The following is a 21,375-nucleotide window of genomic DNA, read 5'->3' as shown; positions in this document are numbered from 1 at the left end:
TCCTGGGCAAGGTCAGAACGGCCACGCGGGCAGCAGGGCATCAGCGGCGGCTCGGGCCACGTGCGACACCGCGAGGGCGTCCTGCTGAAGGCGGAAGTAGCGATACGCCGCGATCGCTAGCTCGTTGACCGGGGACGACTCGCACTTGAACACGTCCGGCGTGAGGACCTTGAGTTCCAGCGAGATGGTCGCCATCAGCGGCTGGAGCGTGGGAAGGAACTCGGTCTCCTCGATCGAGTAGCTGCTCACCCGCACGGGCAGGATTCTTCCCGCGCCCCAGAACAGCAGGACGATCGAGACGGTCTGGCGCTTGGGGGGTTGGGGTACGCCGGCAAGATCGGCAGCCGCTCCCGCGAGGTCGCCCAGCAACCCCGAGGTGGGCATCAGCAGCTTCTCGATCGCAGCGATGCGATCCGCCACTCCCAAGACCTGCGCGAGGGGGTCACCATCTCCGAGGCGGTCCGCGGCGTCGAGCTCGATCGTCATCGAGATCGTCTCCTCTGGATCGAAGGGTTGTGCCGTGGGGGCGAGCTGTCCTCTCCCGCTCTGGTCGACCTCGAAGGGATTCCACGGAGTCAGGGTGCGACTGAGCGACTGGGGGTTGTACTGAAAGGGGATGATGTTGGGCACAACTCCGATGAGCCCTTCGGTGAGCTGCACCAGCGCGCCCCGAACAAGCAACGGACTGCGTAGGTGTCCACCGTCGGTCATCGTCCTTTCCTCCCTTCACCCTCGCGGGACGTGGCCATGATGCGCTCGGCGATGGTCGGAGCGACGGCCCGCCCCACCGTGGGACCGATCGGCATGCGCACGCGAACAACCTCATTGGGCCGTCCCTCCAGCCCGTCCGCACGCTCCGTGAGCTGGGCTGCCACGGCCTGGGCCAGGTGTCGCCCGGCGACACGGCTCGACGTCGTCACGCGCAGGCGAAGCCGCTCGATGCGGACCGTTCGCGACGGGTCGGCAGGAGTGTACGGTGCGTCGTCGTCGTTCATGCCGAACGCTCCCTCGTGGAGAACCCCGGGGGCAAAGTTCGCCCCTGGTTGCCGAGCTCGCGCTCCAGACCCCGCATTAGGTGCGCCATCTGGATCGGCCGCCTCTCCTCGCGCGAGAAGAACGCAGCCGCGAGCACTGCGTTCTTGATTTGGGCGCCCGTGGCCTCGGTGGCATCGGCCAGCGCGTCGAGATCGGCCCCAATCGCCTCCACCGCATCCGGTCCACCGAGGCTGCCCACCAGTTGCGCCCAGATCGATCGCCGCTGCGCCGCCTCGGGCCGCGGGAAGTACAGCAGGTAGCGGACCCGCCGGACGAAGGCATCGTCCATGTTCTGGCGGCGGTTGGTGGCCAGGATCGCGATGCCCGGGTAGTCCTCGACTAGCTGCAGCAGGTAGTTGGTGTCTGCATTGGCGTGCCGATCGTGGGAGTCCCGGACGTCAGTCCGCTTGCTGAATAGGGCGTCGGCCTCGTCGAACAGCAGCACGGCGTTCATCTCCGCGGCTCGGACGAACAACCGGCGCAGGTTCTTGGCGGTCTCACCGATGTACTTGCTCACCGTCGACGCCAGATCGATGCGGAAAAGATCCAGCCCGAGCTCGCGTGCGAGCACTTGCGCCGTCATGGTCTTGCCCGTACCGGGAGCCCCCGAGAGCAACGCAACCAGTCCCGTGCCCCGAGGGAACATCCTGCGCGCGACCTCGTTCTCCCAGAAGCGCACACGCTCACGGGCCTCGAACAACAGCTCGTCGAGCTGACGCTCGAGTCGATCGGGCAGGTGGAGATCACGGCGCACGAACGGGCACTCGAGCAGAGTCCCCAGCTCCCCCAGCCGACCACGCGTGACCTCGCGAGCGACTTGCTCGGCCTCCCGGGGCTCACTGACGCCTTGCGCCGCCGCGTACTCGATCTCCCCCACTTGCAGGCAGTAGCGCTCGGAGACGTGCCGCTTGTGCAACTCGTCCCACGATGCGAATGCAGGAACCAACGTCGACCACAGCGCCAAGCGGTCCTCGGACGATAGCGGCGGCATGCGAAACCGCTGCTCGTGCCACCCTCGGCCCGCCGTGATATCCGCCCCTGAATCGATCACGAATATCTCGAGCGGAAGCCGGGCGAGCCCATCCCCCCGAACGTGAGCGACACGCGAGCCGTGCCACAGCAACGCCATGCGGTGCAACAGCGCTTGCCGATGGCCCCGACGATGGATCCGCGCCAGCTCGGCCTCCGGCACCGCGTCGGTGTCGATCGTGAGCACAGACATGCCCAGTTGGGCTCCGATGCAGGCCGCCAAGGTTCGACGCCCCGAGGAGCGCGGCCCCTCCAAGACGATCCGGCTGGGCGCACCGCGTTCCAGCGCCGCCCGTACTCGCCCGGCCAGAGCTCCGACCGGCCATTGTCGCAGCGGAGGGCGCGGGTCGACCCGTGTCGCACATCGCAACAGCGAGGCGTCGAGCTCGACCCGGTTGCGAAGGAAGCCGAGCATGAAAGGATCGACACGTAGCGGCGGAGACTCCCCGGCAGCAGCAGGACCTGCGACGAGCACCTCCCACTGGGCGAGCCCACCCACGGGACTCCACAGCGAGCGTCGACCGTACCCGCACAGGCGAGCCGCCAGCGGCTCGGTGACCCAGCGCTGCTCTGGATCCCCCGCGAGGAACGCATAGACCGCCCCCAGCGAGGGATCGATCTCGAGCGCAACGCAGACCTGGAGGAGGTCGGCCTCGGCTTCGTCCAGTGCCAGCGATGCAACGAGGTCCCCGAGCACCCCGGAACGGTCGAGCGCGAGCTCGGCCATACACCGCGCTTGCTGGCCCAAGGATCGCGCCTGAGGGTCCTGCTCGTAGAAACGCTGCTCGGCCGACGGATCGTCGAGATCCAGCAGCGCCCGGCACAGCTCGGCCGAGGCCACCGAGTCCTCGCTTTCCTGCGGTCCGATAGTGGCTAGCCAGCGCACCCGTCGTCGCGCGAGCAGGCGGACCCGGGTCACCGCAGCGGAGATCGGGTCCACGACCGGTGCCTCGACGGTTGCTCCGACCATCATGGCTCCACCCATGCAGGGGTCGCCTCGGCCCCGTTGATCTGCAGCCGAACGGGAATTGGCCCGGTGTGCAGCGTCGTGTCCACGACCAGCGAGATTGTTCCCGTCCCCGCCGAGAAGTCGAAGGTTCCGGCCGACGGGGCCCCGGTCACGCGGGTGAAGACCCGCCCGCCCACCGCCACCTCGACCTCTAGCTCTGCGCGTAGGTAGGTGCCGACCAGCGTGATGGTCACGGACCGCGCGTTGGGGGGGCCCGCGCCGTTGGTCACGGACGAGATCTGCGGGGCCACCATGAACAACGAGGAGTTGCTCGAGTGCTCGATGTACCTCCCGGTGACGTCGGCGGCGACGGAGCGTGCGGTGATCACCTGGACACGGTAGATCCCCGGATAGAGGGTCACCGTTCGTGCCTGGTCGTCCTGGGCCGAGCCGCTCAGGTCGAGCTCGATGCGTCCATCCTCGAGCAACAACGCCCAGGCAGGGTTGTCGGCGGGGCGCGTGACCTCGAGCCGGAAACCCTGCTCGGCATAGGGTCCCGCGTCGATCATCGAAGGCCCGTGTAGGGCCAGCAGAACCCGCTCGTCCACGAACGATCGACCCTCGAGCACGACGTGGGCATTGCCCGGATCGACCGTCGCGGGCGGGGCCGCAGCGAACAGCGACGCGCGAGCCGGGTTGGCGGGCACGCGCACGAACGGATCGGCGGGATCGAGCACGGCCGTACCCGCGGGTGGGGCGAAGCCCACCACATTGCGTATGGCCAGCAGTTGCGGAGGTCCTCCTGGGAACATGTAGGCCCCCAGCGAGAACACGATCCCTGGCACGCGTGGGGGTTGGGGTGTGGCGAGCAACACCACCCTCGCCTCATAGAACAAGGACGGCCGCGCCGTGAGGTCCTGCTCCGCGCTCCAGAAGTTGATCGCGTCATCGATCCCCACGGGGCGGAGGATGAGCTGCACGACGTTGTCGTCGCCCGACAGGCCCGCCGTTTGCAGCACGGGGACCCTCGGCGGGAATTGTGTCGAGTCGTCGATCGTCGGAAAGTCGTGAAGCGTTCGAGCTACTAGCCCCAACCAACGCTGCTCGGCGAGCGCCCGCGCGCCACCGTCGGTGCCCGTCGTGTTCCGAGCCGTGACGACGTAGTTGAGCACCAATCCCATCGGCGAGTACTCCACCCGTCCCCCGCCTCCGAATCGGGTGGGTAGCAAGTTCTTGCGATGGGAGTCCTCGGCGATGTGGAACAGGTGCACGGAGATGACGTTCGGGCCCGTCACCGTGTCATCCTCGGGCGGTGCCGCGCTTACCTCGAAGTCCTCCGCCGGAGCGTCGCGAACCGTAATCGCATCACCGATGAGCGTCGTGATCGCGCTCGTCACGGCCGAGATGTCGGTGATGGCCACGGCTAGCTCTGCCTCCATCCAAATGGTCTGGACGGCGACCCCGGCGACTCGGCACGGCGGGACTCGGATCGCGCGCGGACCGGACGGGGAGCGGGAGAAACCAGCTCTACCTCGATGGTGCCGATCTCCAGCCGCGGCGCCGCTTGAGCGGTTACCGATGCGAGTTCGGGATCCGGCGCGGACGAACGACCGGCTACCACCGAGGGCGGAGATCCTGATAGGCGCGAGGGGTCACGCTCGATGGGCTGGGCGGGCCGCGCCGCCGTACCTGGGCGCTTGAGCCAGGCCGCGACCTGTGCCAGCGCTCGGTCGAGAGATGGCTCCGAGCCCGCCGAGGATGCGGAGGCCTCCGGTTTGCTGGCACTCGATTCCAAGGACGGCCGCGGAACTCCGGACGACATGAGGTCGGAGGCGAGTCGCGGAGGGTAGTCGGGCGGGACCGCTCGCGTCGTCGTGGTGGTAACGCCGGGTCTCGAATCCTCCGGCGAGGTAATGCTCGGGCTTGCGGCTGCAGCTCCCGGTACGACCACGGGACCTCTCACGCGCAACGGCACGCCCCTCCGATCGGGTACGACCTCGGCACGGGACGTCCGTACAGGCGAGCGCGACGGTGTTCTAGGCATCGTGGGCTCGCTCGCCCGACGTGCTCCGGACGTCCCCCTGCTCGCATCCAGCGAGCCCAAGCCCGGCGCCCCGTGGTCGATCTCGACCAATGACTCCGCCGCTGCGTCTTGGCTCATCCCAGCGCCGACCTCGTAGGCGGCCGCAACTCCGTCGAGGTGGAGGCGCTGGTCCGCCTCCGCTAGCGGCGATCGGCTGGGGGTAATCGGCCTGATCGCCCCCGATGCTCCCCCCAACGCACGAGCGAGGTACTTCACGCGTGGGCCCTCCTCGCCGCCGCTTCGCCGAGGATCAGGCCCACGTGCCATTGACGCTGAACCCGCGGCATCTCGAGGATCTCGGCGCGACTCCAGTGATAGGTGCGCGCCAGCAGATGCACCTCGCGAACCACCAGCGACCGTTCGCGCTCGATGGCTCGGCGAGTGAACGACTCGAGGTCGAAGCTCACCTGCTGTACGTACCCGCAAGTCGGACAAGGAGTGTCGTCGAGCTCAGTCGCGAGTCTCGGCCCCAGCAAAGCCATCGCTCGGTCCACCGCTTCCGCGTACGCTCCTGCGTCATCGAGCACACAACGTCGCAGGAGGACCCCCCCAGGATCACGGCTTCTCGTCGCCTCCGTGACATCGCCCACCGTGGGCAACCGGAAGCGAATGTCGGGTCGGAGCGTGATCACGCCTCCATCGTCCGGTCCGTCGATGCACTCGAGGATCTCGGCATCGTCCGCATCGAGGTGGTGCTGCTCCGTCACTAGATCGTCCAGCGAGAAGGCGATCCCGATGCCCTCTCCACAGGACTCGCAAGGAGCCGAGCACTCGATCTGCTCTCCGAACAGCTCGCGGTAGATCGCGGCGACGACCAGATCGAATTCCCACAGCGCCAGCCGGTCGACCTGTCCCCTACCCGCCAGGAAACCGGGCCCGTCGCACAACAGTCCGTCGACCAGTCGGGCCGTGCCCAAGGCCCCGTCGAGATCGAGCAACTCGTCGATCCCCGTGGTCGGCCGCAGGCGTACCCAACGCACGCCGGCCGCATTTTCGATGCGTACGTCCATCCGGCACCGTTAGGTCTCCATGGCCTCTTTGATGTCCTTGTCGCGCTCCCACCCCTCGCACTGCACTACCGCAGATTCGAACAGCATCGCGTTGGCGTTGGCGTCGAGCTCCGAGATCGCGGTGTACTCCGATACCCAGGCTCGAAAGATCCGGTAACCGCGAACGGGAACGCCTTGTAGATTGAGCACGTAGAGGATGAGGTTTCGTCGGGCCCCCTTGAGCGACACGGCCGCGTCACCCTCGGTGTTGTAGACGAGGTTCGCCCACTCCTCGAAGTCCGGGTCGAACGTCACTCCTCGCTCGAACGTGATGGGCTCGTACTTCGTCGATCCCATCGAGAGGCGGGGTGTGCTCAGATCGCCCCCGTCACGATGGCTGACGACCTCCGTCGTCCGCTTGAGCGGGCTGACCTTGGAGACCCCCGCCACGGCTTCCTGTCGTCCCTCGAAGAATAATCGAAACCGAAAGTTCCGGTAGGGATCAATGCGTTCCACGTTCTTGCTGAACTTCGCCATGTGCGTTCCTCGACTCTCCGCCGTGGCCGTGGCCTAGACCTGGACCTGCCCGGCCTTCTGCTGCAGCCGGATCACGATGAACTCCGCGGGCTTTACCGGTGCGAACAGGATCAGAACATTGACGATCCCTCGGTCGATGTCCGCCTGCGTGGTGGTTTCGGAGTCGGCCTTTACCGCATAGGCGGTGCTTGCCGTCTTGCCCGCGAACGCCCCTCGCCGGAACAGGCCATTCATGAACGCGCCCGCGGCCAGTCGAATCTGGGCCCACAGTGGTTCGTCGTTGGGCTCGAACACTGCGAAGCGCAGACCCCGGACCAAGCTCTCCTCGATGAACAGCGCCAGTCGCCGCGGCGGGAGGTAGCGGTAGTCGTTGTTGCCCGAGTTGTCGAACCCGTCCATCGTGCGGGCCCCCCAGCTAACGATTCCGTTGGGGAAACTCCGCAGCACGTTGATCGCCTGCGGGTTGAGCAGGCCGTTCTGTTTGTCCGAGAGCGCCGTCTCGACCCCGAGGACCCCTCGCAGGTCGCCCTCGAGGCCGGCCGGAGCCTTCCAGACCCCCCGGCTGCCGTCGATCCGGGCCATGAGCCCCGAAATCGAGCCGCTGGCGTCGACGTTCTTGCGCACCCCGCCCGACGAGATCGTGACCCGCGGCCAGTACACCGCCGCGTGGTCCTTGGCCACGCCCACCCGGAGGTTCTTGATCTCGTTGAGCATGGCGTCCGTCGTCGCCTGGACCGGCTCGGGATCGACGAGCAGGACCGCGCGCCGAGACACGCAGAAGGAGCTCGCCGGACCCCACAGCGTCGAGCGAGTCGACGGCACCGCGGTGTCCGCGGCGCTGTGGGGCAGCACCAACAGGTTGAACAGATCGACCTCCTGATCGATCCGGTCGTACGCCGTCGCGTAGTCGGCCAGTTCGGGTGCCGATCCATCGGTACCCCCCGTGAGGGACCCCGCCGACGGCCCTCCCGTGACCGACGCATAGATCTGGTTTGCGGCGGTGAGGCTGGGATCCGACGACGTGAACCCGGCTCCCGTCCCTGCGCTTGCGGTTCCGTAGACAGCCCGCAGCACCAGTCGGTGGCCGTGAACGGTCGCGGTCCAATCCGAGCTCGCAGCGCTGAGCGCCGCGGCGATGGCCTCGAGGTTCTCTTGCACATTGGCCAGCGATGGCGTCGCGCTGCGCGTGCCCGCTGTCATGGTCCCGGTGGAGCTCGGGTAGCCGATCGACGCCGTCGGTACCGTGAACGGGTGGTCCACGGTCACGCCCACCGCGTCGAGGTCGGCCTTGGTCGCGGTACCAAAGTTGAGCAGCGCCACCAAGTCACCCGCCGCGGCGCCGTGCAGGCGCGACACCAGGCCCGACGCCGCGGGCCGAGCGGCCGCATGGCTGCCCACCTCGATGCCTCCCTGCTCCGTGCCGAGGCCGAGGGTCCGTGCGATGTCGAGCGTAGATGCCGGCCCCAGGAGCACGTCATGCCCCGCCGCGCTCGCGGTAAATCGGAGCGGACCATTTGGAGTGGGGTGGGAAACCGCGACGGTGATCGGCGTGTGCCCGGCCAAGCGGGTGTTGATGGCCGTCTGAACCGCGTTGAGATCGAGCCCGGCGGGATCGAGCTGGACCGTTACGATCGGCGAGGAGCCCACGCGGACCGTGAATGCTCCCGCGCTCCCGGATCCTATCGCGCTCACGATGGCTGCCTCGGCCGCCGCCGCGTTGACGAACAGCCGCGCCGACGCCGAGTAGGCCGCCATCGTGGCCGCCGCGTTCACGGCCGTCGTGTCGACCGCCACCGTCGCTAGCTGTGACTGCTGATTGACGATCGTCTGCACGTAGCGCGGCCCGACCGGATCGATACCCAGCTCCGTGAACACCTCGGTCTGCTCGACGACCGGTAGCCCCGCCGCATCGAAGGTCTCGCGAAAGACCGTGAGGTTGAACGTTCGCTCGGGACTGGCTGTGTCGTAGTCGACGCGGACGCGGAGCTCTCGGCCTTGATCGCCTTCGTCCCGCGCCGAGACCGTCATGACCGTTGCTCCGGCCTCGTTGGTCAGGGGCAGCGTCGACGATTGCGCTCCGTGGGCAACGCGGACGATGATCGCTTCCTCGCCGCCGTTGAGGAAGAACTGCCGAACCTGATCGGTCGTCTCGCCCAGCGACGTGTCGGCCGAGTAGACGTCTTCGTAGCCCTTGAAGCCGAGCACCCGCCGGGGCTCGAACACCCGCCCCCGCTTCGTCATCCCCACGAAGACCGCGATCGACGTGGAGACTCCACTGATCGATCGAACCCCCGAGGGGACTTCCACTGCGTAGACACCTGGGTAGCTGACCTGGACCATGGGCCTCTCTCGCGTCTCGGGAAATCGACGACGTGCTGCCAATCGCGTCGAACTACGCACCGAACGCGTCGAACTACGAGACTTGGCTATGTAGCGGTCGCGGCATCACGCTATCACCACGGGCGCGTGCCACTGCAGTGCAACTTTGGTGGCGTGATACCTCGGTAGCAGGGGCAGGACCCTCCTCCCCCAGAAACTGGTGCTGCCGATGCCGCTCGAGCGCAGGGGCCGACGCCTATCACCGATGCGGGTTGCCACGGTAATCATGTTCCGTTGGAGATTCACCAGTGCCACGTCAGGGCCTGTACCCGTCATCCCTGTCCTCAGCCACTCCTGCGGATCTCCATTCCTGCGAGCGCGCTTATGCAGTTGCCAAGCCTCGCCCGTCACGGAGCGCGGCTCCCCGCTTGCCAGGCCACCGATGAGCAACTCTTCGAGCTTCTCTCGCGTGGTCGTACTTCCTGGGATCGCAGCCACGGGCAAGCGTAGCCCCTGACGGAGTGGCGACCGCGGATATCCAGGCGCCATCGCCGGGTCCTGTCGGGCACATCCTCGCGATCCAGGCTTCGACGTGCCCGTGACACCATTCGACGTCGCCCAAGATGGTCGCCGCAGCGAATGGCGCATCGCGCCGTACGTGCCCGGCCCGTGACGGTGGCACCTGCTCGCCGTGGGACGTACGGCGTCCAGGACCGCAACGGCAGCGGCCGGCGAAGAGACCCCATCGAGGCCGACATCGCAAGCCCGATCGACGAGAAGGGACGCCCCGCCCCTCCGTGTAAGCAGGTAGTCTCCGGCGAGCACGAGAGCGACGCAGGAGAACGCCCCATGGACCCGATGGAATTTCGTACCCTGCTCGCCCGTGGAGAGCACCGCCACCTCGACTACAAGGAGCAGCACATCGAGAGGGTGAAGCTCGTGCGAGCGATCATGGCGATCGCCAACAGCCTGAGTCGTGGCCAAGTCGGGCATGTGCTCATCGGGGTGCGAGAGGGAGATGATCGCACGGGGGTCCCGGTTGGAGTCGAGCCCGACCGGCATCCCGACGACGCGGACGTGCATGATTGGGTCGCGGGATATCTGAACCGCGTGCCCGAGTTCTCGTACTCGATCCACCAAGATGAGGGGAGATCGTTCGGGGTCGTACGAGTCCTGGGAGACGGACGCCGGCCATTCTTCCCGCTCAAGGACCAAGGCAGCAACGGCAAGGGCAATCCCATTCTCAGGCGCTACGTTGGGTTCTACCGTGAAGGATCCCGGACCGAGGTCGTGCCACCGAACGTGTACGTGGAGTGGCACAAGGAAGATCACGGCCTCGACGAGCGGCTGGCCGAGCTGACGCTGGCACAGCAGGAGGCGAACCGCAGACCGTTGGTCGACATCAGCTACGAGCACCATCATCACTGGGATGACCAGCAGGCGCAAAACCAGCGACCCACGCCACCCTACGTGCGATTGACGCTCAATCTCAGGAACGTTGGCACGTGTGCCTTGAGGATCGTCTCGCTGAGCCTCGTTTGGCGGTTGCATTCGAATCCAGCTCGGTCCAGCAACCAGACGCTTCCTCCGATCAGCGAAGCAAGGATCCAGCAAGTGCTCACCCCAGGGAGCATCCCGCAGTTCTACGTCGACTTGACCCGCGAGGGCGCGCACAGCCTTGCGACCCCCTCCAGTTATCCCGCGCTTTCGGATCTCGAGCTCGTGCCGACGGTCATGATGGTGTCGGTTCCGTTCGGAATCAAAGAGAGCGAGACCTTGCCGGCGGTGAGGGTTCCGGGTTGACCTCGGCCGGCTGCGGAAACCATGGCCGGCTTCCGGGCGAATCTCCGCCCATATCGTGCCGACGTCAGCCCACGCCGAGCTCGGGGTAGTGGTCACCGTTCGCGGCGACCCTTTGAGCCGCCTCCACTCCGACTCCCGTCCGCGGTGCGGCATCCGCCCAGTCCGCCGGCCCCTACCGTGGTCCAACGGTTGGACCCACCGTGGACCCACGCTGGTCCAACCGTGGTCCAACGGCCAGTCCCTTAAACACAAAAGCCCCGAATTCGGGGCCTTACGAAGTGGGCGTGGGAGGACTTGAACCTCCGACCTCTGCCTTATCAGGGCAGCGCTCTAACCAACTGAGCTACACGCCCGAGGGACGGGGTATGTAGCCGGTCGAGGGGGGTACGTCAAGGGAAGGCACCCGCGAAATCTTGCGGTGGTCCGTGCCTCGCGCATTCGGCGCGCATAACCACGCGAGGGCTCCGCCCGGTTCCTACCCCGCGTCGCCCTTCCTCGCCTTCTTGCCCTTGGCCTTCTTGCCCTTGCGTCGTCCCCTCTTGCCGCCGCCCGCGTCGACCGGGACGCCCTCGGCGTCGAGCACCCCCTCGGCCTTGGCGTGCTCGATGAGCGCGGCAATGTAGGCCATGGCCTCGGCGTCGGTGGGCATCAAGTGGTGGTGATACGGCGGCGCCTCGCCAGGGGCCCAGCGCAGGAACAGCAGCAGCGTCTGCCCCTGCAGCGCGCCGGGCAAGGGATCGTCGGCCTCGACCAGCAGCAGCTGCCGCTCGGCCGTGCCCTTGACCAGCTCGCCCATCATGACCTGCTGGAGCTCGATCTCCAGGTACTGCTCCTTGCGCCCCTGGTAGCGACCCTCGCCCCAGACCTGCTGCACCTTCACCTCGGCCACGAGATTGGCCTCGCCCAGCCGAGCCGCGAACAGCCGCTGATCGCGAACGTCGTTGGGCGCACGCCCGTCGAGGTGGATCGGCGCGCGGGTGTAGTCGTCGTCGAACACGTCGACGTAGCGGGAATCCCACGCCACCGCACCATCGGGCGGCGTCAGCTCTCCCGTGTTGCTGCGGTTCTTGCAACTCGGCACGAACGCCATCGACAGCGCCGCGAGCATCCACGGGACGAAGCGTGCTTGGACGGGCACCGCCGGGAGACTAGCACGTCGATCCGGCCGGGCCTCCCACCACGGAAGGACCGAGATGGGCACGGGACGGCCTCGAGAGATGGCCTCGGGAACGACCGCGCTATGCTCCACCCGTGCGCCTTCACATGGCCCCGCTGCCTCGTCTTCGCGTGGCCTTGCTCGCCGGTGCGGTCGTGGGCTGCGCGGGCGCGGGCGCTCCACCGAGCCTGCCACCGCCGATCCCCGAGCTGGTCGCACGGAACGAGGCCCTCGGCGATCCCTTCGCCGGCCGCTTCCCCCTCGAAGACGCGCTCGCCGGCCTGCCAGCCGAGGGCACCCTCCACGCCGAGCTCGTCACCGACGACGGCGAGATCGACTGCACCCTCGACCTCGTGCACGCTCCCCTGACCGTGGCCAACTTCGTCGGCCTGGCCCGTGGCCTGCGACCGTTCCTCGCCGAGGACGGCACCTGGCACACCGAGCCCTACTACGTCGATCTGCCGTGGCACCGCGCGAAGGAGGGCCAATTCGTGCAGACCGGTCGGCGCGGCCAGACGGACGACGGCGGCTTCCACCTGCAAGACGAGCTGTCCTACGGCGACTCGTTCGATCGCGGCGGCGTGCTGGCCATGGCCAACATCGGCGCCCCCCACAGCGGCTCGGTGGAGCTGTTCATCACCACCGGCCCCACCCCCCACCTCGAGGGCGCCCACACCATCTTCGGCCAGTGCGACGACGAGTCCGTCGTGCGCTCGCTCGAGCGCCGCGTCCTACGAGGACGGACGCCCACGCTGCTCCGCGTCGACATCACCCGACGATGACGGCTGACCCCACCGGGGTGGTCAAACGCCCGGGCATCGGGTAAACCGACCCTCCGCTGGGCCCCATGCGGGCCCACCCGGAGGCCCATGAACGCTGCCCATCCCGTCCTGCGCCCCCTCGTGCTCGGTTCGCTGGTCCTGTGGTCGACCTCGACCCTCGCCGGCTGCGACTCGTCCACCAAGCCCGCGCCGAGTGCTTCGGCCAGCGACTCGAAGGCCGCCGACGCCAAGGCCGCCGACTCGAAGGCCAGCGATGCCAAGGCCAGTGATGCCAAGGCCGGCGATGCCAAGGCCAGCGATGCCAAGGCCGCCGACTCGAAGGCCGCCGACGCGAAGGAGGCCTCGCCCGAAGACACCAACCCCGTGACCGTGGTCGCCGCCAAGACGCCGCAGATGCCCAAGGCGGGGATGCTCCCGCCCGAGGGCATGACCCCCGAGCAGCTGAAGGAATTCGCGGCCGCGTCGGGCGACCCGACCGGCGGCACGTTCACGCTCGAGCAGGCGTTCGCCGGCGACCCCGACCTCGCCGACAAGAGCAAGGGCAAGCTCATGGCCGCGTTCGAGACCACCATGGGCTCGTTCGAATGCGAGCTCTACGAGGACGACGTGCCGCTGACCGTGGCCAACTTCGTGGGACTGGCCCGCGGCACGCGACCGACCTGGGACAAGAAGCGCAACGCCTGGGTCACCAAGCGCTACTACGACGGCAACATCTTCCATCGGGTGATCAAGAACTTCATGATCCAGACCGGCGACGACAGCAACAGCGGCCGCGGCAACCCCGGCTACGTGCTCGCCGACGAATTCGTCAAGAAGCTCGTGCACGACAGCGCCGGCGTGCTCTCGATGGCCAATCGCTCCAAGCCCAACACCGGCAGCACCCAGTTCTTCATCACCGTACGCGACACCAAGCACCTCGACGGCAAGCACGCGGTGTTCGGCAAGTGTGCCGATGCCTCGGTCCCCATCGAGATCAGCAACGTCAAGGTCGATCACCGAGCGGGCGACCGCCCCTACGAGCAGATCAAGATCGACGCGGTGAAGATCCTTCGCAAGTAGCCCGCTCAGCGAGCGATGCCCACCACGCGCCAGCGGCCGAACTTCTTCTCGAGCATCAGCACCAGGAACTCGCCGCCGATCTTGGTCAGGCCGTAGATCCGTGCCTCGCCCTCCTGCACGCCCGCGGGCACGCTTCCGAACGCCTTGCGTAGACCCGATGCGGTGTAGACTTGGGCAGCCTTGGGCTTGCCGGTCCCCTTGGCCTCCTCGACCATCGTCCCGAGGATCCCCTTGAGTTCGTCCCGCGTGCGCGCCACGATGGCCTCGCCCGAGTAGAACGGCAGGCTCGAGCGCGCGACCAGCTTGTCGGTCTTGCCCTCGTGCAGGAGCTTGACCCACTCGCGCGCGGCGACGCGGGCTTGCGGGTCCTGAGCCAGGTCCTCGGGCGTCCCCTGCAGCGCTTCGTCCTCGTGCTCGTGCTCGTGCCCGTCGTGCGGCTCGACGACGATCACCTTGCGCTCGTCACCACCACCGGCACCGCCGCCACCCGAGCCCGAGCCACCCGAGCCCGAGCCACCGCCACCCTTCCCCGGACCCGGCAGCGCCCCCGGGGGAATCGCCCCACCACCGCCGGTGACCGGAAGCTCGGGCCCGGCCGGCACGTCGGGCGCGGGTCGACGCTCCTTCCCGGCGGGCGCCGTGGGCCGGTGTCGTGCCAGTCGCTCGCCGCCCTGCCCCGGTCGCACCTTCACGTTGGGATCGGGCCGATCGCCGATCCCCGCGTTGTCGAGGATGAACGGCTGGGCACCGAACGTCCCGCACGCCCGCTCGTCGCGATGGAAGGCCCAGTGGAGGTATATCTTGCCGTTGCCGCTTCGGATCTCGGACGGAGGGTCGGGGAACGGACCAGCGGCGTGCACCACCTCGCGCGCGGCGGCATCGAAGGCGGTGTTGCCCGAGTAACGCACGGTGATGACCTTGTCGATGCGCCCGTCCCCATCGAGCACGATCTCGACGCGGGTCCACAGCTCGTAGTCGTTGAGCGCGTGCTTGCGGCCACGCGTGTCGAGCTGCTCGAGGAAGCCCCACGCCCAGGCCTCGTGGATCTTGCGGTGCATCTGCGCGACGTAGCGAGCAAACGGGTGCTTGCGAGAGCGCAGCGCCGTCTGGTTGCCCACCTGCACCTCGGGCACCATGTTCTCCAGCGGGTTCTGCCAGGCCGCCTGCGCGTCGTCCCACACGCCCTTCTTCTTGCTCTGCGCTCGCGCCTCCATGCGCTTTTGGGCGTCGACGGTCTTGCCGAACACCGCATCGAGATCCTTGTGGCTGAGCTTGAAGCGATAGCGGGGATCGGTCCGGTCGATGCGCGCCTGCTGCTCCTGTGGCGCGATGCTCGACTGCTCCTTCTGCTCGCGCCGTAGCGCCCCGTCGGCCGCCTCGTTGGCCAGCGCCTCGTAGGCTTCCTGGGCCATCTGGTGATCGCGATGCGGCAGGTCCCGCATGGCCAGCAGGCTCTCTTGCCTGGGGTCTTGTTGGTTGGGCCGCTGGTTCTCGGGCGAGGGCGTGACGTTCGGCGCCTCGCGAGCCAGCTTGCTCTCGAGCTGCTCCGCCTGGGCGATCACATCCTCGTTGGCCGTTCCCTGCTCCTTCTCCTCGCTCTTCTCGAGCTGCTTGGCCTCGATCTTCGTCGCGTCCTGCACGAGGTTGGTCACCGCAGCCCGCATCTGCTCGATCACGTCGCGATTGATGTTCGACAGGTAGTCGACGTCCTGGGGTGCATCCTGCTCGTCGAGCTCGTCGGGCTGCTCGACCATCTTGAGCTGGTCGAGCACGAAGTCGATCGGCTCGGGCTCGGGTTCCGGCTCGGGCTCGGGTTCCGGCTCGGGCTCGGGCTCGGGCTCCGGCTTGGGCTCCTCCTTCGGCTCGGGCTCCGGCTCCGGCTTGGGCTTCTTGGGCTTGGGCTTGGGGGGTGGCGGCTGCTCGAGCGGCTCGTTGGGTAGCTTTGGCGCGGGCTCGATCTCGGGCGGCTTGGGCGGCTCGTCGGGCAGGTCGGTCTTCAGATCGAGATACGTGACCTCCTCCGCGGCGGGCGGAATCTCGGCCTCCATCAACACGCCGATTCCGCGGAAGGCCGCCACGTTGATCACCACCGACCCGAGCCCGCACAGCGCGAGCACGAGGAGCGAGCGGCGACGGCGCGACGACACCTGGGAAGGGTAGCCGAGGCCGTCCCGCCTCACCATTGGCTCGGGCTCACCGCTCGTGACACGCACGCCCCAGCGAACGCCTCACGCGCCCCAAGGGGCCTTCCTCACGGCGCTGGCGCCCGCGACGGCGCCATTCGCTCCATCGAGCGACGGCGAAACCGTCCCAGCAGCAAGAGCCCCAAGAGCCCCATGCCACCAGCCCCGCCCGATCCGCTGCGGCACGCACAGCTTCCGGGCTCGGAGAGCCCGCCGTCGCCTCCGCTCGAGCCTTGGGTGCCGTCCGTGCCGGCTCCGCTCCCCACGCTCGTACTCGCTGCCGTGGCATCGTCGGCGGCGCTGGTCGGCTCCCCGACCGACCCGCCGCCCGACCCTTCGCCGGTCTCTCCTCCGGACCCGTCCGCTCCGCTGCTCGATCCTGCGTCCGACTGGCAGTCGAGCACGATCTCGAGCTCGTCCGAGTCGAACGTCACCTCGGGGAACCCGGCGATGCGTGCCCGCATCTGCACCACCCGCGGGGTGGGCGAGCCTCCCTCGCCATCGATGCAGATCGCGTAGATCCGATCCTCGCCGCGACCCACCCAGCTCTCTCCCGGGGCGGGCTCCGAGAAGTAGCCGGTGATGGGGCGCCAGCGCATGCCATCGACGTAGGTCTCGTACATCAGCAGATCGGCCAGCGGCTCGAGCGCGGGGTCGAGCGCCAGCGTGACGTCCACCACCATGGCGTCGACCGACTCCGAGCAGGAGATGTCGGCGGGCCTGGAGACCGAGCCGAGAACCGGCGCCGTGGCAGCCAGCGTGCCGAGGGGGACCTCCGGCACCTCGATGGGGTCGCCCGCGACGAGCACGTGCTCGGGACCCATCGGCATGCACTTGCCCGGCGTCGCGAAGTGGTAGGCATGCCCGATCTCGACCGGCTGGGCCGGATGGAGATACACGTCGGGACCGATCTCGAACGTCTCGAGCGGAATCGTCAGCATGGTGTCGAGATCGGTGAGCACCGGATCCCCTCGCTCCATCGACGGATATGGGCCCCACAGCACCCCCAGCGCGTTGACGGGCACCTGCGGCAGCTCCGGCGCGATCCCGGGCTCCGGGCACCCCGAGCACGCATGGGCGATGCCCTCGATCGAGAGCACCAGCACGGCACAAACCAAGGGAAGCGACCCTCTCATGGGCCCAGTCTGCCACGACTCTCCAGCCAGGCCGAAGACGAACGGGACAAGCTCGGTGTCTGCCCGCCCGCAACGGCTGCGGGGCGAGCACGGTACGCCGCCCGATCGCCCTCGACCATGCCCCCCTCTGGGGGGCAAGCTCGGCGTCTGCCCGCCCGCAACGGCTGCGGGGCGAGCACGGTACGCCGCCCGGTCGCCCTCGACCATGCCCCCCTCTGGGGGGCAAGCTCGGTGTCTGCCCGCCCGCAACCGGCTGCGGGGCGAGCACGGTACGCCGCCCGGTCGCCCTCGACCATGCCCCCCTCTGGGGGGCAAGCTCGGTGTCTGCCCGCCCGCAACCGGCTGCGGGGGGCATGAACAGCCCTAGTGCAGTCGGCGGTACACGCCCACGACCTTGCCGAGCACCTCGATCGCCCGGAACTCGTCGCGACGCACGTAGATCGGATTCATGCTCGAATTCGCGGGCTCGAGCCGAATGCGATCACCCTCGTGGTAGAAGCGCTTGCAGGTCGCCTCGCCCTCGATCATGACCACGACGATCTCTCCCTCGGACGCGGTACTCTGCTTGCGTACGAAGATGTAGTCGCCGTCGAAGATGCCGGCGTCGATCATGCTCTCGCCGCGCACGACCAAGCCGAAGACCTCCTTGGCCTTGACCGCGCCCAGGAAGTAGCGATCGACCACCACACGGTCGATCACGTTCTCCTCGGCCAGGATCGGCTCACCGGCGGCCACGCGACCCAGGATCGCGATCTCCATCTCGTCGCCGCGCCGCTGATCCGTCGACTCGGACGAGACGCGCGCGCTGGTCTCGAGCTCGACCGGACGAAGGGCCCGGCTCTTGAGCTCCTCGCGCACGAGATACCCCTTGCGCTCGAGCGCCTTGAGGTGATCGTTGACGCCGTTGGTCGAGCGGATGCCCATGTGCTCGCCAATCTCGCGGAGCGTGGGCGGGTAGCCTCGGTCGGAGAGGCAGTCGGTGATGAATTGCAGCGCTTGCCGTTGCCTTTGGGTGAGGGCAGGTCGCACGAGCAATCTCCTTGGTCGGACGGGGTGAGGGCTGATCTCCGGGGTGAAGGGAGATCCGCCGACCGGGCGCCGGAAGGGCGGGGGTGGGGTGAACGGGCTTTCGCCCAAACGAACGTTCAGTCGAGCGCACCAGGCGCTCGATACTGAACACGTGTACTGCAATATTGCCCCATTGGTCAAGCGCTGCCAAAAAACTTGCGAGACCGAGCCTCGGGCTCCGTTCGGGACGCTGCACGCGCCACGGCGGCGAGCCGAAGACACGCTCCGATCCACCGTGAACCGTGATCGACCCCCCCGTGCGTGTCATGATCGGGGACGAGCCCGGCAGCAGCCGGGCCGAGGGAGACACGCCTCATGCCGCTCATCCTACGGGCCATCATCACCGGGTTCGGCTACAAGATCGGCGCCGAGCTCGGCCGCTACGTGGCGACCCGCATCGGCTTGATCGAGAAGGAGAAGGCCAAGGCCGAGGAGGCCGAGGAGGATCTCCCCGAGGGGCTCCCGGTCGAACCCCCTGGTGATGGAGACGGCGAGGCCGAGGCCGGCGCCCACCGCTGCACCGACGAGTGATCACGGATCCAGGCCAGGCCAGGGACTTGCTGGCCGGCTCGTGGCTCCCCGACTATCGCTTGGTGGCATGGGGACGCGGTGCAGCGGGGCTCGGCTCGTCCTCGGCCTCGCTTCGCGACCGACGCTCGTCGCCCTCGAGCCGAACCTTGGCCTCGTTGCGGGTGATCTCGGCCTGTGCGGGCCCATCGCCTTGCTTGGAGAAGCGGACCTGCATGTTCACGTCGATCACCAGCCCCGCGATCACCTGCTGGATGAGGTCGGCCGCGTCCATCTTGTCGAGGAAATTGCGCATCTCCGCCGATACGATGCGGACGAGCTCCTCCTTGGTGGCCTGGGTGACCCCCGTGACGAGGCCCGAACCGCGTCGAAACGCCGCTTCGGGATCGAGCAAGCCCGTCAACTGCTCCCCCAGCCGCTGAAAGCGTCGCCGCTGCTCGCGGGGGATTTCGTCGCCTGGCTCCGCACCCTCGCCCATGTCGTCGCTCATCGACGGCAAGCTAGCAGGAGCCGCGGTCTCGCTCCACGTCCACGTACCCCGGCCCACCCCGAGGAGCGGGATCGCCATCGTCGATGGTGTCCCAATGCGAGCCTCCCCGACCCCCACGATCTTGCCGATCTTGGGGGCTGACGGCCCCCAGAACTTTGTCCCTCGATGTTCTAGGGGTACGACCGAGGGGGGTTTCCAACGCCTTTCGGAATGTGCTAGGCAGCGCCCCGCGTCCTTGCAGGCGCTCCGACCGGCCCTTTGGCGAGCTTTTTTGGCCGTCGGTCCCTTGTCTCTTACCATCTCCGTACACACACCTACATCGGAACACCTCGACCTTCCCCCACGTACACGATGTAGGCACTCCGGAGCACCGGACCGAACGCCAACCCTCGAGCCCCCAAGGTTTCTGCAATGACCGCCTACTACATCGGAAATCTCTGCGCCGCCCTCGTCACCGTGGGCCTCCTGGTTGGGACGCTCCGCTTCACGCGGCGCCTGAGCTAGCCCAACCAACTCATGGGGCCTCGTCGGGGCTCCCTCCCCCTGAACGCACCCTGCCGATGCGCAGGGTCCAGGGCCCGCTCGGCGGCCATCCTCAACGACAGCCCCGTGCCCACCCTCCGCAAGCGATCCACGGGTGCGTTCCTCGCCGCCGAAGACGACGAGCCCACCCAAACCGGTCGAACCCTCAGCCGCTTCAACCAGCAGGACTTCCACGAGATCCGTCTGCTGCTGCGGGGCGACTCGGTGGTCGACTGGCATCGCCTGGCGCTGCGCTCGGAGGAGGACGTGCTGCGCCTGCTCCGGGTCAACGGCTTCGAGCCCGACGACCCGGATGACATGCGGCGCCTCGAGGCCCTCCGTACCGAGGCGGTGCGCTACCTCGGCCGCTCGCTGGGCTTGCGCATCGACCCGGTGGTGTCGACCGAGCTGCCGGCGTTGGCCCTCCCGCTCATCGCATCCAATCGCAGCAAGCACCAGCGCCATGCATGCGTGCTGCTCAAGGTGATGCACATCATCCATCACCTCGACGCTCGCGAGCTCCGCACGGTGCTCCCCATCGCCGATGGCGTGTTGTTCGCGGCGGTCGAGCGCAACGTGGCGGAGCTGTTCGATCAGCTACGCGGCGGCGGCGTGCCCGTGACCGAGTTCGCGTGGTCGCGCAAGACCAAGGAGTCGCTCATCACCAAGCTGCTGGTCAAGCGCGAGACCAATGCGGCGCGGGTGTTCGACCGGCTGCGCTTCCGCCTGGTGGTCGAGCGCGACGTGGACATCCTGCCCACGCTCAATCTGATGCTGCGGCGCTTCATCCCGTTCAACTACGTGGTGCCCGGTCAGACCGACAACACCCTGGTCGACGTCGCACAGCTCGAGCGCCGGGCGAGCAAGATCCGCCCCGTGATGGTCGACACCAGCGACGGGCGTCCCCCCACCAACGAGTTCTCGGGCAAGGGCTACCAGGTGCTCAACTTCATCGCCGACCTCCCCGTTCGGGTCGACCGCATCCTGGCCAACACCCCCGATGCCCACCTCGCCCCGCCCGGCAGCGTGGTGTTCGTGCTCACCGAGTTCCAGGTCGTCGACCGCAAGCGCGCCGAGGACAACGAGCAAGGCGAGCGCTCGCATGCCCGCTACAAGCACCGCCAGCACGTGCGCGTGCGCGAGCGCCTGCTGCGAGGGCCCCCCAAGGACGAGGATCGCTGAGGACGCCCCCGAGGGGGCGGGGCTGGGCCCTCTCACGGGGGATCGGCGGGCGGGGCCGTCACCTCCACCACCCACTTCACCCGGGCGCGACGGGGTCGGCAGCGATCATCCTCGCAGGTGACGTACTCCACCAGGCCCTGCACCTCGTAGCGCCCGGCGTGCTGCGGGGCGAAGAAGCGCGTGCGAATGCGTGGCTGTGACGCCTGTAGATCGACCACGTCGGCCTCACCCAGCCGTCGCTGCGGCAAGATCACCCCCGTCGACGACAGCCGCACCAACGGCGGCGAGGCCATCTCCGGGGCATCGAGGATCGTCACCGAAAGCTCGCCTTGCGCTCCGGGCCGAAGCGGCGGCGGCGAGCTCACCCGCACCCTCGCGTCGAAGCCGAGCCCCAGCTGCTGGGTGGCCAGCAACACCCCCAGGGCGTGGGCAGTGGCGAACGCGAGCAACACGGCGGGGGATGGTAGCAGGGGCCAATCCCTCTGTGTCGAGTTCACGGAGGCCGGACCGCCGGCGCCGAGCGGT

General features: G+C 68.0%; 18 protein-coding genes and 1 tRNA gene. 5 read left to right on the top strand and 14 right to left on the bottom strand.

Translation table 11 applies throughout. The features are described 5' to 3' along the window. Positions 1-12: 12 nt before the first annotated feature. The 7 genes from OEB96_RS33295 to OEB96_RS33265 form a co-directional block, all read right to left on the bottom strand. Positions 13-711 (bottom strand): hypothetical protein, encoded by a 699-nt coding sequence (locus OEB96_RS33295; protein WP_266220868.1) that lies wholly within the window; start codon positions 709-711, stop codon positions 13-15. Next, positions 708-995, bottom strand: coding sequence for a hypothetical protein (locus OEB96_RS33290; RefSeq protein ID WP_266220867.1), 288 nt, complete (start codon positions 993-995; stop codon positions 708-710). The genes OEB96_RS33295 and OEB96_RS33290 overlap by 4 nt, the downstream gene beginning before the upstream one ends. Then, positions 992-3,037, bottom strand: coding sequence for an ATP-binding protein (locus OEB96_RS33285; protein WP_266220866.1), 2,046 nt, complete (start codon positions 3,035-3,037; stop codon positions 992-994). Before OEB96_RS33285 ends, OEB96_RS33290 begins: the two co-directional genes overlap by 4 nt. After that, positions 3,034-4,434 carry a DUF4255 domain-containing protein gene (locus tag OEB96_RS33280; RefSeq protein ID WP_266220865.1) on the bottom strand — a complete coding sequence of 467 codons (1,401 nt, stop codon included), beginning with the start codon at positions 4,432-4,434 and terminating at the stop codon, positions 3,034-3,036. The genes OEB96_RS33285 and OEB96_RS33280 overlap by 4 nt, the downstream gene beginning before the upstream one ends. A gap of 874 nt (positions 4,435-5,308) precedes the next feature. Beyond that, on the bottom strand, positions 5,309-6,076 hold the full coding sequence (locus OEB96_RS33275) for a hypothetical protein (RefSeq protein ID WP_266220864.1): 768 nt from the start codon (positions 6,074-6,076) through the stop codon (positions 5,309-5,311). Between the two features lie 39 nt (positions 6,077-6,115). Further along, positions 6,116-6,622, bottom strand: a complete 507-nt coding sequence (locus tag OEB96_RS33270) for a phage tail protein (protein ID WP_266220863.1) — start codon at positions 6,620-6,622, stop codon at positions 6,116-6,118. Positions 6,623-6,655: 33 nt separating this feature from the next. Next, positions 6,656-8,962 carry a phage tail sheath family protein gene (locus tag OEB96_RS33265; RefSeq protein ID WP_266220862.1) on the bottom strand — a complete coding sequence of 769 codons (2,307 nt, stop codon included), beginning with the start codon at positions 8,960-8,962 and terminating at the stop codon, positions 6,656-6,658. Positions 8,963-9,871: 909 nt separating this feature from the next. Here OEB96_RS33265 and OEB96_RS33260 point away from each other — a divergent pair. Continuing rightward, positions 9,872-10,744 carry an AlbA family DNA-binding domain-containing protein gene (locus OEB96_RS33260; RefSeq protein WP_266220861.1) on the top strand — a complete coding sequence of 291 codons (873 nt, stop codon included), beginning with the start codon at positions 9,872-9,874 and terminating at the stop codon, positions 10,742-10,744. Positions 10,745-11,023: 279 nt separating this feature from the next. Here the strand turns inward: OEB96_RS33260 and OEB96_RS33255 are convergent. Then, a tRNA-Ile gene (locus OEB96_RS33255) sits at positions 11,024-11,097 on the bottom strand. A 122-nt stretch (positions 11,098-11,219) separates the two neighbouring features. After that, on the bottom strand, positions 11,220-11,882 hold the full coding sequence (locus tag OEB96_RS33250) for a hypothetical protein (protein WP_266220860.1): 663 nt from the start codon (positions 11,880-11,882) through the stop codon (positions 11,220-11,222). Positions 11,883-11,995: 113 nt separating this feature from the next. Between OEB96_RS33250 and OEB96_RS33245 the strand changes: the two genes are divergently transcribed. Beyond that, positions 11,996-12,682, top strand: a complete 687-nt coding sequence (locus OEB96_RS33245) for a peptidylprolyl isomerase (protein ID WP_266220859.1) — start codon at positions 11,996-11,998, stop codon at positions 12,680-12,682. Between the two features lie 87 nt (positions 12,683-12,769). Beyond that, positions 12,770-13,741, top strand: a complete 972-nt coding sequence (locus OEB96_RS33240) for a peptidylprolyl isomerase (protein ID WP_266220858.1) — start codon at positions 12,770-12,772, stop codon at positions 13,739-13,741. A gap of 5 nt (positions 13,742-13,746) precedes the next feature. Here OEB96_RS33240 and OEB96_RS33235 read toward each other — a convergent pair whose 3' ends face one another. From OEB96_RS33235 to lexA, 3 genes are all read right to left on the bottom strand, one after another. Next, complete coding sequence (locus tag OEB96_RS33235; RefSeq protein ID WP_266220857.1) at positions 13,747-15,888, bottom strand: cell envelope integrity protein TolA; 2,142 nt, start codon at positions 15,886-15,888, stop codon at positions 13,747-13,749. A gap of 104 nt (positions 15,889-15,992) precedes the next feature. Continuing rightward, positions 15,993-17,060, bottom strand: a complete 1,068-nt coding sequence (locus tag OEB96_RS33230) for a hypothetical protein (protein WP_266220856.1) — start codon at positions 17,058-17,060, stop codon at positions 15,993-15,995. Between the two features lie 363 nt (positions 17,061-17,423). Then, the gene (gene lexA / locus OEB96_RS33225; RefSeq protein WP_266220855.1) at positions 17,424-18,089 is read right to left on the bottom strand and encodes a transcriptional repressor LexA; all 666 of its coding nucleotides are present in this window, start codon (positions 18,087-18,089) and stop codon (positions 17,424-17,426) included. Positions 18,090-18,443: 354 nt separating this feature from the next. On the opposite strand from lexA, the gene OEB96_RS33220 reads away from it, so the two are divergent. Beyond that, positions 18,444-18,659 (top strand): hypothetical protein, encoded by a 216-nt coding sequence (locus OEB96_RS33220; RefSeq protein WP_266220854.1) that lies wholly within the window; start codon positions 18,444-18,446, stop codon positions 18,657-18,659. A 52-nt stretch (positions 18,660-18,711) separates the two neighbouring features. Here the strand turns inward: OEB96_RS33220 and OEB96_RS33215 are convergent, their stop codons facing one another. Next, on the bottom strand, positions 18,712-19,146 hold the full coding sequence (locus tag OEB96_RS33215) for a hypothetical protein (RefSeq protein ID WP_266220853.1): 435 nt from the start codon (positions 19,144-19,146) through the stop codon (positions 18,712-18,714). Positions 19,147-19,755: 609 nt separating this feature from the next. Here OEB96_RS33215 and OEB96_RS33210 point away from each other — a divergent pair. Continuing rightward, a complete protein-coding gene (locus OEB96_RS33210; RefSeq protein ID WP_266220852.1) occupies positions 19,756-20,850 on the top strand; it encodes a TIGR04552 family protein in 1,095 nt (364 codons plus the stop codon). Positions 20,851-20,882: 32 nt separating this feature from the next. On the opposite strand, the gene OEB96_RS33205 is transcribed toward OEB96_RS33210, so the two are convergent. Further along, complete coding sequence (locus OEB96_RS33205) at positions 20,883-21,302, bottom strand: hypothetical protein (RefSeq protein WP_266220851.1); 420 nt, start codon at positions 21,300-21,302, stop codon at positions 20,883-20,885. Positions 21,303-21,375 lie beyond the last annotated feature (73 nt).

The organism is Paraliomyxa miuraensis (assembly GCF_026337845.1).
Classification (GTDB): Bacteria; Myxococcota_A; Polyangia; order Nannocystales; family Nannocystaceae; genus Paraliomyxa; species Paraliomyxa miuraensis.
This window is presented reverse-complemented; position numbering and strand designations above follow the sequence as displayed.